Source organism: Mangrovimonas sp. sgz306409 (genome assembly GCF_059735265.1).
Genome location: NZ_JCAPEU010000009.1, coordinates 70,677 through 86,979, shown reverse-complemented (window position 1 = coordinate 86,979; position 16,303 = coordinate 70,677). Strand labels below are relative to the sequence as shown.

15 protein-coding genes are annotated in these 16,303 nt (G+C 39.2%); 13 read left to right on the top strand and 2 right to left on the bottom strand.

What is annotated here, in order from left to right; all coding sequences use genetic code 11:
* Nucleotides 1-134 precede the first annotated feature (134 nt).
* The 12 genes from AC6I5C_RS14995 to AC6I5C_RS14940 all read left to right on the top strand — a co-directional run bounded on the left by AC6I5C_RS14995 (nucleotide 135) and on the right by AC6I5C_RS14940 (nucleotide 11,155).
* Entirely contained in the window at nucleotides 135-1,946 is a 1,812-nt protein-coding gene (locus tag AC6I5C_RS14995) for a hypothetical protein (RefSeq protein WP_497905864.1), read from the top strand.
* 47 nt (nucleotides 1,947-1,993) lie between these two features.
* Nucleotides 1,994-2,932: a quinolinate synthase NadA gene (gene nadA, locus AC6I5C_RS14990; RefSeq protein ID WP_497905863.1), complete on the top strand. Its 939-nt coding sequence runs from the start codon at nucleotides 1,994-1,996 to the stop codon at nucleotides 2,930-2,932.
* Nucleotides 2,933-2,957: 25 nt separating this feature from the next.
* Complete coding sequence (nadB, locus tag AC6I5C_RS14985; RefSeq protein ID WP_497905982.1) at nucleotides 2,958-4,511, top strand: L-aspartate oxidase; 1,554 nt, start codon at nucleotides 2,958-2,960, stop codon at nucleotides 4,509-4,511.
* A gap of 84 nt (nucleotides 4,512-4,595) precedes the next feature.
* On the top strand, nucleotides 4,596-5,372 hold the full coding sequence (locus tag AC6I5C_RS14980; RefSeq protein ID WP_076663441.1) for a 3'-5' exonuclease: 777 nt from the start codon (nucleotides 4,596-4,598) through the stop codon (nucleotides 5,370-5,372).
* 29 nt (nucleotides 5,373-5,401) lie between these two features.
* Complete coding sequence (locus AC6I5C_RS14975) at nucleotides 5,402-6,013, top strand: fumarylacetoacetate hydrolase family protein (RefSeq protein ID WP_497905862.1); 612 nt, start codon at nucleotides 5,402-5,404, stop codon at nucleotides 6,011-6,013.
* Complete coding sequence (locus AC6I5C_RS14970) at nucleotides 6,014-6,355, top strand: Hpt domain-containing protein (protein WP_497905861.1); 342 nt, start codon at nucleotides 6,014-6,016, stop codon at nucleotides 6,353-6,355.
* Complete coding sequence (locus AC6I5C_RS14965) at nucleotides 6,355-7,605, top strand: competence/damage-inducible protein A (protein WP_497905860.1); 1,251 nt, start codon at nucleotides 6,355-6,357, stop codon at nucleotides 7,603-7,605. Before AC6I5C_RS14970 ends, AC6I5C_RS14965 begins: the two co-directional genes overlap by 1 nt.
* A gap of 88 nt (nucleotides 7,606-7,693) precedes the next feature.
* Nucleotides 7,694-7,930 carry a 50S ribosomal protein L28 gene (gene rpmB, locus AC6I5C_RS14960; protein ID WP_497905859.1) on the top strand — a complete coding sequence of 79 codons (237 nt, stop codon included), beginning with the start codon at nucleotides 7,694-7,696 and terminating at the stop codon, nucleotides 7,928-7,930.
* Between the two features lie 26 nt (nucleotides 7,931-7,956).
* Complete coding sequence (gene rpmG / locus AC6I5C_RS14955) at nucleotides 7,957-8,139, top strand: 50S ribosomal protein L33 (RefSeq protein ID WP_031444791.1); 183 nt, start codon at nucleotides 7,957-7,959, stop codon at nucleotides 8,137-8,139.
* Nucleotides 8,140-8,148: 9 nt separating this feature from the next.
* Nucleotides 8,149-8,301 (top strand): DUF4295 domain-containing protein, encoded by a 153-nt coding sequence (locus tag AC6I5C_RS14950; protein WP_076663445.1) that lies wholly within the window; start codon nucleotides 8,149-8,151, stop codon nucleotides 8,299-8,301.
* Between the two features lie 167 nt (nucleotides 8,302-8,468).
* A complete protein-coding gene (gene ftsY / locus AC6I5C_RS14945) occupies nucleotides 8,469-9,425 on the top strand; it encodes a signal recognition particle-docking protein FtsY (RefSeq protein WP_497905858.1) in 957 nt (318 codons plus the stop codon).
* Nucleotides 9,426-9,508: 83 nt separating this feature from the next.
* Nucleotides 9,509-11,155, top strand: coding sequence for an amidase family protein (locus AC6I5C_RS14940; protein WP_497905857.1), 1,647 nt, complete (start codon nucleotides 9,509-9,511; stop codon nucleotides 11,153-11,155).
* On the opposite strand, the gene AC6I5C_RS14935 is transcribed toward AC6I5C_RS14940, so the two are convergent.
* Nucleotides 11,152-12,231 carry a serine hydrolase domain-containing protein gene (locus tag AC6I5C_RS14935; RefSeq protein WP_497905856.1) on the bottom strand — a complete coding sequence of 360 codons (1,080 nt, stop codon included), beginning with the start codon at nucleotides 12,229-12,231 and terminating at the stop codon, nucleotides 11,152-11,154. The two genes, AC6I5C_RS14940 and AC6I5C_RS14935, sit on opposite strands and share 4 nt — an antisense overlap.
* Before the next feature lie 119 nt (nucleotides 12,232-12,350).
* On the opposite strand from AC6I5C_RS14935, the gene rimO reads away from it, so the two are divergent.
* Nucleotides 12,351-13,655, top strand: coding sequence for a 30S ribosomal protein S12 methylthiotransferase RimO (rimO, locus tag AC6I5C_RS14930; protein WP_497905855.1), 1,305 nt, complete (start codon nucleotides 12,351-12,353; stop codon nucleotides 13,653-13,655).
* Nucleotides 13,656-13,704: 49 nt separating this feature from the next.
* Here rimO and AC6I5C_RS14925 read toward each other — a convergent pair whose 3' ends face one another.
* Nucleotides 13,705-16,203, bottom strand: a complete 2,499-nt coding sequence (locus tag AC6I5C_RS14925) for a M14 family metallopeptidase (RefSeq protein WP_497905854.1) — start codon at nucleotides 16,201-16,203, stop codon at nucleotides 13,705-13,707.
* Between the last annotated feature and the right edge of the window lie 100 nt (nucleotides 16,204-16,303).

The following is a 16,303-nucleotide window of genomic DNA, read 5'->3' as shown; positions in this document are numbered from 1 at the left end:
GTTAAGGCTTTTTTTGTGCCCTAATTCTACGTAAAAATGCAGTCCTCTGCAAGGATCTTTATATGACATATATCATAATTCTTGCAAGTTCAAATCGATACATTTGAGGTTTGCAATTTTAAAAACAACATAGAATGAATAACAAAGCGCATTCATTTCATATTCCGGTTATGGGGATTGGCTTTACAATCGATTCACCTTTAAAGGTAGCGCAATATGGCATTGATTCGGTGATTTCTTTGGTAGACGATATGCTTATCGAGAAATTACGAAAAATGTACAGCGAAACCTTTGAGCTGCCTTATCAGGAAATTACCAATAAGGTAGACGATTTTCGTGCAAAGCGCATTACCTCATACCTTAACTTGATAAATGAAGTAGTCGATCAAAAAATAGAAGCTGTGAAGCAAGCAGCTCTTGAAACGGGAGAAAGTTTTAAGGCCTATCTAGATATGCTGCCTTCCAATGCTCACCTTAGAGAAGAGTTTAAAAGGCTAACAGAAAAAGGCGAAGGACTATCGGAGCTAAAGTCTTGGTTAAATCAACATTTGGTAAAGGGAAGTATTGATGTAAACATCATGACCAAGGTTGATAAGGACAATTACAACAAAGATGAAAAACTCCCTGTGGCCTATAATGATGCACATGCCGCCTTGCGTGGTTTTGCCAATAGTAACTTGAATGGTTCTGTGGTGCTTTCGGCAGGGATGAATCCTCGCTTGTATGCCTATATGAGTGAGTTTGATGATTTTTATCCAACTTCAGAAGGGACTTTTAAAAAGCGAATCATTTTAAAGGTAAGCGATTACCGTTCGGCATTGATTCAAGGGAAATTCTTGGCCAAAAAAGGGCTTTGGGTATCTGAATATAGAATTGAATCTGGATTGAACTGTGGAGGTCACGCCTTTGCCACCGATGGGTATTTGTTGGGTCCGGTATTGGCGGAGTTTAAGGAGAAACGCGAGGAACTGAGAGCGTCTATAGAAGAAGTTTTGAACAAGGAATTGGAGGCTCAAAATAGAGCAATTTCTAAGGGACCTTTGCAAATAAAAATTACGGCTCAAGGTGGAGTGGGAACTCACGAGGAACACGAATTGTTGTTGGATGCCTATCAATTGGATTCTGTAGGATGGGGAAGTCCATTTTTATTGGTTCCGGAAGCAACAACCGTAGATGAAAAGACTTTGGAGAAATTGGCTTCCGCCCAAGAAAAGGATTTGTATTTAAGCGATATTTCTCCTTTGGGAGTGCCTTTCAATAATCTAAAAGAAAATACCAAAGACTTAGAGCGTGATGCCTTGATTGATAAAGGACGACCAGGGAGTTCCTGTCCTAAAAAATATGTGGCATTGAACAAGGAATTTAAGGAAACAGGGGTGTGTACTGCGTCTCGGGAGTATCAGCATTTCAAAATTAAAGCTTTGGACGCTCAAAATCTTTCAAAAGAAGCTTATCAATTGGAATTGAACAAGATTACCGAAAAATCATGCACTTGTGTAGGTTTGGGAACTTCGGCCTTGTTGAAATATAATTTAGATACAAAGAAGGAAGGGGAAGGTGTTTCCATTTGCCCAGGGCCAAATATGGCTTATTATTCCAAAGTGATGAGTTTGAAAACAATGGTGGATCATATCTACGGACGTGATAATGTAATTTCTAGAACCGACCGTCCAAACATGTTCATTAAGGAATTGTATATCTATATCGATTACCTGAAAAATAAGTTGGAAACGGCTAAAGTGGAAATGACCAAAAAGGAACAGAAATATTTGGCAACGTTTGCAGAGAATTTAAAATCAGGAATTGTGTATTACAACAATTTCTTTTTGGAACTGAAACATAATTTTGAAGACAGCAAGAACGAAATTTTTAATATGCTTAGCAAAGGAGAACTGCTTTTGAACAATTTGCAGTTGGAAATTGCCAATGTTGAGGTTAAAAATTAGTGAGATGATCTGTTGATTTAGAATTTGTGAATGAAAATGGAGAAGCTATGAGTGAGACAATAGATTTAGTGAAAGAGATAAAGCGCCTAAAGAAGGAAAAGAACGCTGTAATTTTGGCGCATTATTATCAGGTGCCAGAAATACAGGATATAGCCGATTATGTAGGGGACAGTTTGGGATTGTCCCAAAAAGCCGCCGAGACAGATGCCGATATTATTGTATTTGCCGGGGTGCATTTTATGGCGGAAACAGCCAAAATATTAAACCCAAACAAAACAGTGGTATTGCCAGATTTAAATGCGGGGTGTTCCTTGGCGGATTCTTGCCCACCGGAAAGTTTTGAGGCTTTTATTAAACAGCATCCTGGCCATGTGGTGATTACTTATGTCAACTGTTCCGCGGAAATCAAAGCTTTGAGTGACATAGTATGTACGTCTTCAAATGCTTTGAAAATAGTGGAATCAATTCCAAAGGAAACACCAATCATTTTTGCGCCCGATAAGAATCTTGGTCGCTATATCATGAAGGAAACAGGAAGAGATTTGTTGCTTTGGGATGGTAGTTGTGTGGTACACGAAGCTTTTTCGATGGATAAATTGATCGAGCTGCATAAAAAGCATCCGGACTATAAAATTATTGCACATCCAGAATCGGAGACGCATATTTTGGATACGGCCACTTACATCGGGTCCACTGCTGGGATGATTAATTTCGTGAAGGAGCATCCAAACGAAAAATTTATTGTGGCTACCGAAGTTGGGATTCTTCATAAAATGCAAGAGGAAATTCCAACAGCCAAGTTGATTCCGGCACCAGCCTTGGAAGATAATACCTGTGCTTGCAGCGAATGCCATTTTATGAAAATGAATACCATGCAAAAATTGTATGATTGTTTGTTGAACGAGTCGCCACAAATTGAAGTCCCTGAGCATATTATTGAACGAGCCTTGCTGCCTATAGAGCGCATGTTGGAACTGTCTAAATAAATGTTATTAAATCTCGAGTGAAATGATGATGACCGCAGATTATTTGGTGATTGGTTCCGGAGTTGCAGGATTGACCTTTTCGGTGAAAATTGCCGAGAAGTTTCCTGATAGGAATGTTATTATTGTAACCAAAGCCAATGAAGAAGAATCCAATACCAAGTACGCCCAAGGAGGTGTTGCCATTGTGTTGGACAAACAAAAGGATTCATTTAAAAAGCATATTAAGGATACTTTAATTGCTGGTGATGGACTTTGTGAGGAAGATGTAGTTAAGATGGTTGTCGAGGAAGGTCCGAAGCGCATGGAAGAACTTCTGCTTTGGGGCGCCAATTTTGATTTGGATGCCAAAGGCAAATTCGATTTGGGTAAGGAAGGAGGGCATTCCGAATATCGAGTGGTACACCATAAGGATATAACAGGCTATGAAATTGAGCGCGCCTTGTTAAAGCGTGCACATCAATTATCCAATATTTCTATTTTACCACATCATTTTGCGATAGATTTAATTACCAATCACCATATAGAAGGCGCAGATCCTGACGAGTTGAAATGCTATGGGGCTTATGTGTTTAATCAAAAAACAGGGGAGATTTCAACCATAAAGGCCAATAGTACTTTGTTGGCTTCGGGAGGTATTGGTTATGTGTATGGCCATACCACCAATCCTATTATTGCCACTGGTGATGGCATTGCCATGGCCTACCGTGCTAAGGCGCGCATTAAGGATATGGAGTTTGTGCAGTTTCATCCAACGGCATTGTATGGTGCCAAAGGGGAGTCTTCTTTTTTAATATCGGAAGCTGTTAGGGGCTTTGGGGCTTATTTAAGAAATAAGGAAGGCGAACGTTTTATGTTGAAGTACGACGAGCGCGCCGAATTGGCCTCTAGGGACATTGTATCTCAAAGTATCGATAGCGAATTGAAAAAATCGGGGGAATCCCATGTGTTTTTGGATTGTACCCATTTGGACTTTGAAGGGTTTGTCAAGCATTTTCCAAATATCTATCAAAAGTGTTTGGACAGCCATATCGACATCAAAACCGATTGGATTCCAGTGGTGCCGGCATCGCATTACTTGTGTGGGGGTATTCAGGTGGATAAATTAGGAAAAACTACAATTGACAATTTGTTTGCCTGCGGGGAATGTTCCAGAACAGGTCTGCACGGTGCTAATCGATTGGCTTCAAATTCCTTGTTGGAAGCCTTGGTGTATGCGCATAACATTTTCAAATATCACGAAACACATGAAAGTGTGCTTGCTAATGTTGACATTCCAGATTGGGATGACAAAGGGACGAGCATTACCAAAGAGCATGTTTTAATTCAGCATAATTTAAAGGAATTACAGGCATTGATGCACAATTACGTGGGGATTGTACGAAGTAATGAGCGCTTGGAAAGAGCTAAAAAACGGTTGGATCTCATCCATAGAGAAGTGGAGGATTTTTATAAAGCATCAAAAATTACGACCTCGCTTTGTGAACTTCGGAATATGATTAATGTGGCACATTTAATCGTGAGCCAGTCTTTGGAACGCACCGAAAACAAGGGTGGATATTTTAATATTGATAATGTGTAGCTTTCAATCAGACCTTATAAAAAAGCCTTAATTTAGTTTAAGGCTTTTTTTATTCTCGTTATCTTAGCGCAAAATTTGATAAAAATGAATCTTAATCTTACAAAACCAATTTGCTTTTTTGATCTGGAAACCACCGGAGTAAATATTTCAAAGGATAGAATTGTTGAAATTTCCATTTTAAAGGTATATCCAGACGGAAAGGAAGAAAGCAATACTTGGTTGGTAAATCCAGAAATGCCTATTCCGCCAGAAGTAACCGCAATCCATGGGGTGTCTGATGAAGATGTCGCAGACAAGCCTACATTTAAGGAATTGGCAAAAGAGATTCATAACATTATCAAGGATTCCGATTTGGGGGGCTTTAATTCCAATAGATTTGATATTCCATTATTGGCAGAGGAGATGCTTCGTGCCGAAATGGATTTTGATATGAAAAACCGTGTCGCTATTGATGTGCAGACTATTTATCACAAAATGGAACAGCGTACCTTGTCGGCAGCCTACCAATTCTACTGTAACAAGAATTTGGATGGCGCTCACAGTGCCGAAGCCGATACCAATGCGACATATGAAGTATTGAAGGCTCAAGTGGCCAAATATGAGGAGTTGGAAAATGATGCCAAGTTTTTGGCGGAATTCAGCTCTAGAAAGAAATTTGCCGACTTTGCAGGCTTTATAGCTTTCAATAAAGAGGAAGAGGAATGCTTTACCTTTGGAAAGCACAAAGGGAAGCGTGTTCAGGATGTACTGAATGATGAACCGGGATATTTTGGTTGGTTGTTAAATGCCGATTTTCCACTATATACCAAAAAGGTACTCACCGCCATTAAATTGAGAGCGTTTAATAATAAATTGGACTAATTAGTTGTATTGCTAATTGTTTTAGGACTATGAAACTTATCTGCATAGGTAGAAATTACACAGAGCACATCGCGGAGCTTGAAAATGAAAGACCCGAGGAGCCTGTAGTGTTTTTGAAGCCCGATACGGCTATCTTGTTAAAGAAGCAACCGTTTTTTATCCCAGATTTTTCAAACGATGTACACCACGAAGTGGAAGTTTTGGTACGAATCAATAAGGTTGGGAAATATATCGATAAGAAATTTGCTCATAAATATTATGATCAAATTGGTTTGGGTATCGATTTTACGGCAAGAGATCTTCAAGCAAAGTTAAAGGCTAAAGGGCTTCCTTGGGAAAAAGCAAAATCTTTTGATGGAGCGGCTGTAATTGGCAATTGGTTGCCGAAAACTAATTTTGAAGATGTGAACAACATCAATTTTACCTTAGAGAAAAACGATGAGCTTGTGCAACAGGGGAATACCAATTTGATGCTTTGGAAAATTGATGAAATCATCGAATATGTCTCAAAATATTTCACTTTAAAGATAGGAGATATTATCTTTACGGGAACGCCTGCCGGAGTAGGCAAGGTAAATGCAAATGACAAATTGGTTGGGGCTATAGAAGGGACCCCTTTGTTTTCAATAACTGTAAAATAAATGGAACAGCATTATAAATTATATAGAGTAAGAGAGTTGGCCGATAACGACGAGGATTTTATCGTAGCTTTGGTGGCGGCTTTCTTGGAAGAAGTACCCGAAGATGCGGCAAGATTAAAAGAAGCAGTAGCGGGGAAGGATTATTTTAATACCTATCAAGCAGCACACAAAATGAAACCGACTATCGATCTGTTCGAACTTGGTGTTTTGGAAGATTTGATCGTGGTTCAGGATTGGGGGAAATTTGAGAAGAAAGATGAAGACGTTTCGGATAAATTGGACCTTGTGCTAACAGCCATCGAAAATGCCTCCGAAGAATTAAAAAAGGATTATAACCTATAATGCAAGCCGAAATCATTACAATTGGCGATGAGATTCTCATAGGTCAAATTGTAGATACAAATTCAGCATTTATCAGTAAGGCCCTAAATAAAATTGGGGTCTCTGTGTATCAGATCACTTCTGTTCAGGATGATAAGGAGCATATTTTGAAGGCGTTTAAGGAGGCTGAAGACAATGCCGATATCATTATAGTTACAGGAGGTTTGGGACCTACCAAAGACGATATCACCAAGAAAACCATTGCAGAATATTTTAACGATACGCTAGTCCAAAACCAAGAGGTGTTGGCACATATCAAATACCTTTGGGAACATTATATCAAGAAACCTTTGGTGCAGGTGAATATCGATCAGGCTTTGGTGCCCTCAAAAGCACAGGTTTTGATGAACGTTAACGGAACTGCTCCAGGCATGTGGATGGAAAGGAATGGGAAAGTATTCGTTTCATTACCTGGGGTGCCGTTTGAAATGGAAGCTTTGATTGAAAATGAGGTCATTCCTAGACTCCAAAAGGCATTTAAATTCCCATATATCAAACATAAAACCATTCTAACCTATGGCATGGGCGAAAGCAATTTGGCTGCCCGTATAGAAGATTGGGAAGACAATCTGCCAAAGTTTATCAAGTTGGCCTATTTGCCCAATTTGGGAAAAGTGCGCTTGCGCTTGACCGGAAAAGGATTGGATAGGGAAGTTGTGGAAGCTGAAATAGATAGACAAGTAAATGCCCTCTTGCCTCAGATAGAAGATATTTTTGTGGGATTTGAAGAGGATGAATCCCTAGAAGCTATTATAGGAAAGCAACTGACCCTTATAGGTAAAACACTTGCCACTGCCGAAAGCTGTACAGGAGGGAAAATTGCAGAGAGCTTTACCTCACATCCTGGGGCTTCCAAATATTTTAAGGGAAGTGTGGTAAGTTATACTAAGGAAGCTAAGATGAATGTACTGCATATTTCAGAAGCTCTAATTGATCAATTTTCCGTGGTAAGTGCCCAAGTGGCTGAAGCTATGGCTGTGGCAGCCTTGAAAATGTTCAATAGTGATTATGCCATAGCAACCACAGGTAATGCGGGGCCTACCACAGATGAAACAGATGAAGAAGTAGGCGTGGTATTTATTGCAATCGCCTCTAAAAGTGGCGTATATAGTGAAGAATTTAACTTTGGGAACCACCGCGTAAAGGTGATAAATAAGGCGGCCAACAAGGCGTTTGAGATGCTTCAAAAAGAAATTTTAAAAAAGATTTGAAAAAGAAGCGAATTAAGTTTGTTGATATATAATCTTTTTTCTAAATTTGCAGCCTGTTTTGAAATAACATAATTTAAAGTTAGAAAGAATGTCAAGAGTTTGTGAACTTACTGGAAAAAAAGCGATGGTTGGAAACAACGTATCTCACGCTATGAATAAGACTAAGCGTAAATTTGATGCAAATTTGATCAAAAAACGCTTTTATATTCCTGAAGAAGATAAATGGGTAACTTTAAAAGTTTCTACCGCTGCGTTGAAGACTATCAATAAAATTGGTATTGCTGCAGCAATCAAAGAAGCCAAGTCTAAAGGATTTTTAAAATAATAGCATAACAGTTAAAGGCACGTACAATGGCAAAGAAAGGAAATAGAATTCAGGTTATATTGGAGTGTACAGAGCACAAGGAGTCTGGGATGCCAGGAACTTCACGTTACATCACTACCAAGAATAAGAAAAACACGCCGGATAGAATGGAGATTAAGAAATTTAATCCAATCTTGAAGCGTATGACAGTTCATAAAGAAATTAAATAATTAGGAATCATGGCAAAGAAATCAGTAGCAACTTTACAAACAGGATCTAAAAGATTAACAAAAGCCATCAAGATGGTGAAGTCTCCTAAGAGTGGTGCTTACATGTTCGTAGAATCTGTTATGGCTCCAGAATTAGTGAACGACTTTTTAAACAAAAAATAAATTATATTTGTTCATAATTTAATTGTAACTGCTTTCATTTGAAAGCAGTTTTTTTATATCTATATTTGATAGGTTTTTCTGCCAAAATTGCAGATTGCAGTTTAAGGCAGGGAATTTGTAAAGTGCTTTTTGGCTTTTTGAAAGGCCAAAACTAACACCAATTAAACATGAGTTTTTTTAAGAAAATATTTTCTTCGGAAAAAAAGGAAACCCTAGACAAAGGGTTGGAAAAATCCAAAACATCATTCTTCACAAAGCTGAACAAGGCTGTGGCTGGAAAGTCAAAAGTCGATGATGAGGTATTGGACAATCTAGAGGAAATTTTGGTGACCAGTGATGTCGGGGTGAATACTACCTTAAAAATTATTGAGCGCATCGAAGAGCGTGTGGCACGTGACAAATATTTGGGAACCTCCGAACTCAATAAAATTCTTCGTGAAGAAATTGCGGGGTTGTTATCGGAAATTGATGCCGGTAACGCGACTGAATTCACGGTGCCCTCCAATAAAAGACCTTATGTTATGATGGTGGTTGGTGTAAATGGTGTTGGAAAGACGACGACCATTGGGAAGTTGGCACACCAGTTCAAGCAACAAGGATTAAAAGTGGTACTTGGAGCTGCCGATACCTTTAGGGCGGCGGCAATAGACCAATTGCAGGTTTGGGCAGATCGAGTAGACGTGCCTATCATCAAACAATCCATGGGAAGTGACCCTGCATCGGTAGCTTTTGATACGTTGCAAAGTGCAGTGACTTCAGATGCTGATGTGGTGATTATCGATACAGCAGGACGTTTGCACAATAAGGTGAATTTAATGAACGAGCTCACGAAAGTGAAACGTGTGATGCAGAAAGTGGTAGAAGATGCGCCACATGATGTTTTATTGGTATTGGATGGTTCTACAGGTCAAAATGCTTTTGAACAAGCTAAACAATTTACGGCTGCCACAGAAGTGACTTCATTGGCGGTTACCAAATTGGATGGAACTGCTAAAGGTGGCGTTGTGATTGGTATTTCAGATCAATTTAAAATTCCGGTGAAATATATTGGAGTTGGTGAAGGGATTGAAGATCTTCAGGTATTCAATAAATTTGAATTTGTTGATTCTTTCTTCAAAAACTAATTCCACAACTATATAAATGATACAATAAGCTTACCTTAATCGGTGAGCTTTATTTTTTAGTATTTTTAGTAAAAATACTAACCATGAGATTCTTAGCTTTCACTCTATTGTTGCTTCTGTTTTCTTCCTGTAAACAGCATAATTCCCAAAGTCCTATACAATCAAAATCTGATACTACAGATATCAGTGATATCTCTACCAAACAATTCACCGAGTTCAAGGTTTTGGACTCAAAATTTATGGATGTCGAACTGTTATGGGAACCTTTCAATGCTGAATTGGCTTCCTTTTCAGAAACCGACTATAATAATTTGAAGCCGCTTGTTTTGGAACAGGATATTCTAAACTTGCAGAAATATGTTCAAGAGGGAAAATTGTCCTATGAATTACTGACCAAATTCTACCTTTATCGCATTAGAAAATATGACAGAGCTAATCCGAACTCTTTAAATTCTGTCATTGCCTTAAACCCAAAAGTGATAGAAGAAGCACGAAAGTGTGATGAACTTATAAAAACAAATGGCCTGAAGCATCCCATTTTTGGAATGCCAATTTTATTGAAGGACAATATTGATGCCTCTGGGATGCCTACCACTGCAGGGGCGGTAGTTTTAAAAGATAATTTTGCAGAGGATGCGTTTATAGTAAAGCAATTAAAAGCCAAAGGTGCATTAATATTAGGCAAGACCAATTTGAGCGAATGGGCCTATTTCTTTTGTGGAGATTGTCCCAGTGGGTATAGTGCTGTTGGAGGGCAAACCTTAAATCCTTATGGAAGAAAAGTTTTGGATACTGGTGGTTCCAGTTCTGGTAGTGGGGTAGCAGTTGCTGCCAATTTTTGTGTGGCAGCGGTTGGCAGTGAAACCTCCGGATCTATTTTGTCGCCTTCAAGTCAAAATTCCAATGTAGGGTTGAAGCCAACGATTGGTTTGTTGGGCAGAAGTGGAATTGTACCTATTTCGTCAACTTTAGATACACCGGGCCCTATGACCAGGAATGTTATAGATAATGCTATTTTACTTCATGCCATGTTAGGAATGGATATGGACGACTTGAAAGCAATCGATAGTATTTCAAAAAATAATTTTGATTTAGGTAATTTTAAATCTATCGATTTACAAGGGAAAAAGTTTGGATGTTTCGCAAGTCTAAAAGAAGACCCTTTATACTCCAAAGCCTTGCAGGATTTGGAGCATCTTGGAGCTGAAATTATAGAAATAGAAGCACAGGAAATACAACTCCCAGATTTTATAAGGTTGCTTAACCTTGATATGAAAAAGGATTTACCAACTTATTTGAAACATTACGCAGACAATAATGTTAAGGTAACCTCGGTTGAAGATGTTATTGTGTTTAATAGGGAAGATTCCATCAATAGAATGCCTTATGGTCAAAAATTATTTGAAGGCATAGTGGCCGATAAAGGCACTGAGAGTGATTTGGGAAACATCAAATCGACCCTTAAAACAAATGGGAAATTGTTTTTGGACACTCCAATGCAAAAGTATCAACTAGATGCCATATTGTCTATTAATAATTTTCATGCAGGATTTGCCGCGGTTGCCGAATACCCTGCGATTACGGTGCCCATGGGCTACACTGCGGATACTGGAGAACCCAAAGGGCTTACCTTTATCTCAAAACCTTTTCGCGAAATACAACTATTACAATGGGCCATGGCCTATGAGCAGGCCACAAAACTGAGAGAAATGCCTAAAGGTTATAATTAATTGATGAATGCATTGATGTATTCCCAAAGCTCGTTGTCGAAATTGGAGAGGGCAAAGTTTTCTCCGTCGGCGGCTTCTCCCATCCTAATCACGACCAATTTTTCATTGGGCGAGATGTAAATTTTCTGATCGTTTTTCCCCAATGCAGCATACATATCAGATGGTGCATTTGGGACTAATGACCCGTTAAATTCATATTGGGTTTGTGGCAAGTGAAAAGAGGATTTGCCATTTAACCACCATAAATAGCCGTAAGCTTCATTAATATTTTGAGAGGTGTTGGTCGCTTCATTTAGAAATTCTTCAGAGACAATGGTGTCATCTTCCCACTTACCATTGGCGTAAATAAACAGGCCAAAGCGAGCCATGCTTCGGGTGTTGCTGAAATACACACTAAGGTCCCCTAGATTGGTCCAAGTGCCAGTTGCTGACATGCCTATTTTTGAAGCCAATTTCGTTTCAAAGTAGCTGTCCCAAGTTAAGTCGCTAGCTTCTGCAATTACATCTTGCATTTTAACATATACATTATGGTAGGCCCATCGAGTGCCGGCATCGGCTAGGTATTGCAAATTTTCAGGGGAGACATCATCGCCTAAGCTGTCGTCCAATCCAGAATCCATCGACAATAGGTTTTTACAGGTAATTAAATTCTCCTTTTCCAATGGGGCAGAAGTCCAGCCTTCTCCCAAATAATCAGAAACCTTAGATTGAATGTTGATGAGGCCTTCATCTTGCGCAATCCCGGCAACTGTAGATGTTAATATTTTTCCTGCGCTTGCCCAATACCATAAGGAAGTGGAAGAATGCCCATTGAAATAGTCTTCCACGACAATTTTACCATCATAAAGTATCATAAAGCTTTTGGTGTTCTTGGCCTCCAAATAGTCCAATAAGGGTTGGAGTTCACTCTCATTCCAATCTAATGTCGAAGGAGAAATAGTTTCCCAATTGTTGGAATTCATTGGAGGAAAATAGATTTCGGAAGTTATGGGGGAGTTATCAGTTTGGTCATCTTTTGAGCATCCAGATAGGACGAAAATCAGTAAAAGTGATAAAGCAAAATGAGTAGGTTTCATGGTCTTGGGATGTTTTTAGTGTTCTAAAGATACGAAAGCTTTCCATAGTCATTCTAATTTGTTAATGTCATACGGTAAATCGTTAAGCATTACGTATCTTTGCAGCCTGAATTTTTGATATGAGAACAAAATCACTTAAAAAGAACAAAATCAATGTGGTAACCCTAGGCTGTAGTAAGAATGTTTACGACAGTGAGGTGTTGATGGGGCAGTTAAAAGCTAGTGGCAAGGACGTTGTTCATGAAGAGGAAGGGAATATTGTGGTGATCAATACCTGTGGTTTTATCAATAATGCCAAGGAGGAGAGTGTGAACACCATATTGGAATTCATGCAAAAAAAGGAGGCAGGTGATGTAGATAAGGTATTTGTGACAGGTTGTTTGAGTGAGCGTTATAAACCGGATTTAGAAAAGGAAATTCCTAACGTAGATCAATATTTTGGAACTACAGAGCTACCTGGGCTGTTAAAGGCATTGGGAGCAGATTATAGACATGAGTTGATAGGGGAGCGTTTAACAACAACTCCTAAAAACTATGCCTATTTGAAGATTGCGGAAGGTTGCGACCGTCCATGTAGTTTTTGTGCTATCCCCTTGATGCGTGGAAAACACAAAAGTACACCTATAGAGGAGTTGGTAATTGAAGCTGAAAAATTGGCGGCCAATGGCGTGAAGGAGTTGATCTTGATTGCACAGGATTTGACCTATTACGGTTTGGATTTATATAAGAAGCGTAATCTTGCCGAATTATTGGAGGCCTTGGTGAAAATAGAAGGTATAGAGTGGATTCGTTTGCATTATGCCTTCCCAACTGGATTCCCAATGGATGTGTTGGAGGTGATGAACCGCGAGCCGAAAGTTTGTAATTACTTGGATATTCCGTTGCAGCACATTTCTGATTCCATTTTGAAAAGTATGCGTAGAGGAACTACCAAAGCCAAAACGACCAAACTAATTGAGGAGTTTAGAAAGGCCGTTCCAAATATGACGATTAGAACCACATTAATTGTAGGATATCCAGGTGAAACCGAAGAGGATTTCCAAACACTAAAAGAATGGGTTCAAGAAATGCGTTTTGAGCGTTTGGGATGCTTTACTTATTCGCATGAGGAAAATACCCACGCCTATAATTTGGAAGATGATGTGCCTGAAGATGTAAAACAGGAACGTGCCAATGAAATTATGGAAATCCAATCGCAAATTTCTTGGGAGTTGAACCAAGAAAAAATCGGTCAAGAGTTTAAAGTAGTGATCGACCGTAAGGAAGGCAACTATTTTGTAGGGAGAACTGAATTTGATTCCCCAGATGTGGATAATGAAGTGTTGATTGATGCCACATCAACTTACTTGAAAACTGGAGAATTTATGACTGTAAAAGTAATCGAAGCAGAAGATTTCGATTTATATGCAGAAGTGGTAAAATAGGCCCAGAAGCAACAAGATAAAAAAAGCAGCACATTGTGCTGCTTTTTTTTTATAGTGTAAATAGGTTGTTGTTGACAAAGAAGACAGCATTGACCAGGAATAGTTTTCCATTTTCCCAAAAACTTCGGAACATGACATTGTCTGTCATATAGACAATACTTCCTTCGCCGATGTGTTCTTCTCCAAATATCAAAGAGTTTTCTAGGGTTTCAAGAGCATCGGTTCCTGTAAAGCCAGAAACACTTTTTGGGTTCTCTCCAATATGCACCACATTATAGCCATCCTCCAATAACTCATAGGAATCATTGCCCAGCTTTAATGTGTAATAAGTGTCTGAATATCCAAAAGCCAATGGATGGGTGTCGTCCACTTTCGTTTTAAAAACGGCTCCTGTAATAAGTTTTTTAATGCCTTCACGTTCACGATCGGCATAGGAAATCAGTTTCTTGTCAATAGAAATGGAGTCCTTAACTTCATGGGCTTTTAAGCTGAATCCTTTTTTACCGGCAAAGCTTTTTAGGGCACCGTCAATGACAATCAGTTTGCCTCCCTTTTGAATCCATACTTGCAGATTTTTTAAAGCACCATTGTCCAATACCTTGGCATAGTTGCCATCGGGTACAATCAATACGTTGTACTTTTTCAAATCGTACATCTTGAAATACTTTGTGTTTAAGGAAGTCACAGGGAATTGTAGTTGTTGCTCAAAGAAGTGCCATAATTCTCCATAACCATAGGGAGATGTAGATTCGCCAGAAAGTAACGCAACTTTAGGCGTATTGACCAATTTCACATCTGGCGATCCAAAATCTGGCCCAGACTTTGAAAAACCACTCATCACCGCAATTGGATTCTTGTTGAATTTTTTAGCGGAAGCCATCACTTTGGTATCAAAGTCTTCTACAGATTGATTGTCTCCTCTTATGATAATCAAGGAACCGCGATCAAATGTTTGCTCAGGAATACTGGTGGAAATGGGCTTTTCGGTAAAGCGTACCTTAATTTTTTGTTTCATTAAATCCACCAAGAATTTGGCATCGGTAATATGGTTCCATTTGGCCATATATGCCGTTGCTTTGGTGTCTATTTTTGGAGTTGGGATAGAGGTTGCAACTTCAGCTTTTGCCGTGATCAATTTGGTGCTGGCCAAGGCGTCCAATCCAAAGGCAAATGGAGCACTCCAAGCAGTGATATCGTAAGTCAAGGAATCACTCAAGCTTACATTGGGTTCAAATAGAACTTGCACCATTTTACCTTTTGGCTGGTTGGTGCTTATAACCAAATCGGAGGAGGTGATGTCCATCGAACCTTTGTCCCCTTTGTTGTATAGATAGCCGTTCACCTTAGTTTTGGAGCCATTATAATAGCTAATACCATGTTGGTCTAATAACTGTTTTAAGCTTTCAATTTTATCTTGCTCTCCACTTAAAACATAACTCTGATAATCCACATCACTGTTCTCGAAGAATTTTTTGAATTCGGAGTTTAGCTTCGCCGCATTTTTGCTGGCAACTTCTACAGTAGATAGACCTGTAGTGGTATGGTGCGCAATACGGTCCTTAAGAGTTAATTCTGTGCCTTCATCATTCATAATCCCCAAGCCGCCACGGCCGTGACCGGCCTGTTCGTAGGTCATACCAATGGCTCCCATAAATGTTGGGTAGGTGTCCCCGTAACTTGGGTATAGCAAATCAAAACGTTCTCTTGTAAAATACAGCCAACCGTTGGAATCAAAATATTTGGCGTGGTTTTTTCCTATTTGTGTTTGAAAGTCTTTTTGCCAATCGGTGATGATTTCATGGAATGGTTCTGCTGCTGGAGCAAAATAATAAGGGTTATTGATCCCTTGCTCATGAAAATCCACGTGGATATGTGGAAGCCATTTGTTGTAGATCTTTAATCGCGACTGACTTTCAATTTGTGTAGCCCAAGCCCAATCCCTATTCAAATCAAACAAATAATGATTAGGTCTTCCACCTGGCCATGGTTCTAAATGTTCGCTTGCTTGTTGGTCGGTGTCGTAAGGAGCGCTGGAGGTTTCATTATACCAATTCACATAACGATCTCTTCCGTCAGGATTGATACAAGGATCTATAATTACCACGGTGCTTTTAAGCCATTCCTGTTTTTCGGTCAATAAGGTGAAGATGGTTTTCATGGCGGCTTCGGTGCTGGAAGCTTCATTGCCATGAACATTATAGCTCAGCCACACGATTGCCACCTCATTGGAAGTTGTGCTGCCATCTAAAACACCTGCATTTTTAAGATTGTTCTGGCGAATAGTTTCAAGATTCCTCAGGTTTTCTTCCGAAGAAACATAAGCAACATACAACGGGCGTCGCTCATAAGTATCTCCATAATGTTCCAATTTCACTTGACCGGGCAGTTGCTGGCTTACATATTTAAAGTAATCGACCACTTGATGGTGTCTGGAAAAATGGGAACCCAATTCATATCCTAAAAAGCTGTCTGGGGATTGTAATTCCTGTCCAAAAGAGAAAATTGAACAACCGAATACAGTGACTATAAAAACAAATATTTTTTGCATAGCGCTGGTTTAGGTGATAAAAATAATGATATAAATTGAATATGAATTAACTAAAATTTAGGACATAAAACAGTTTTGCGCTGTATATTTACGTCAGAAT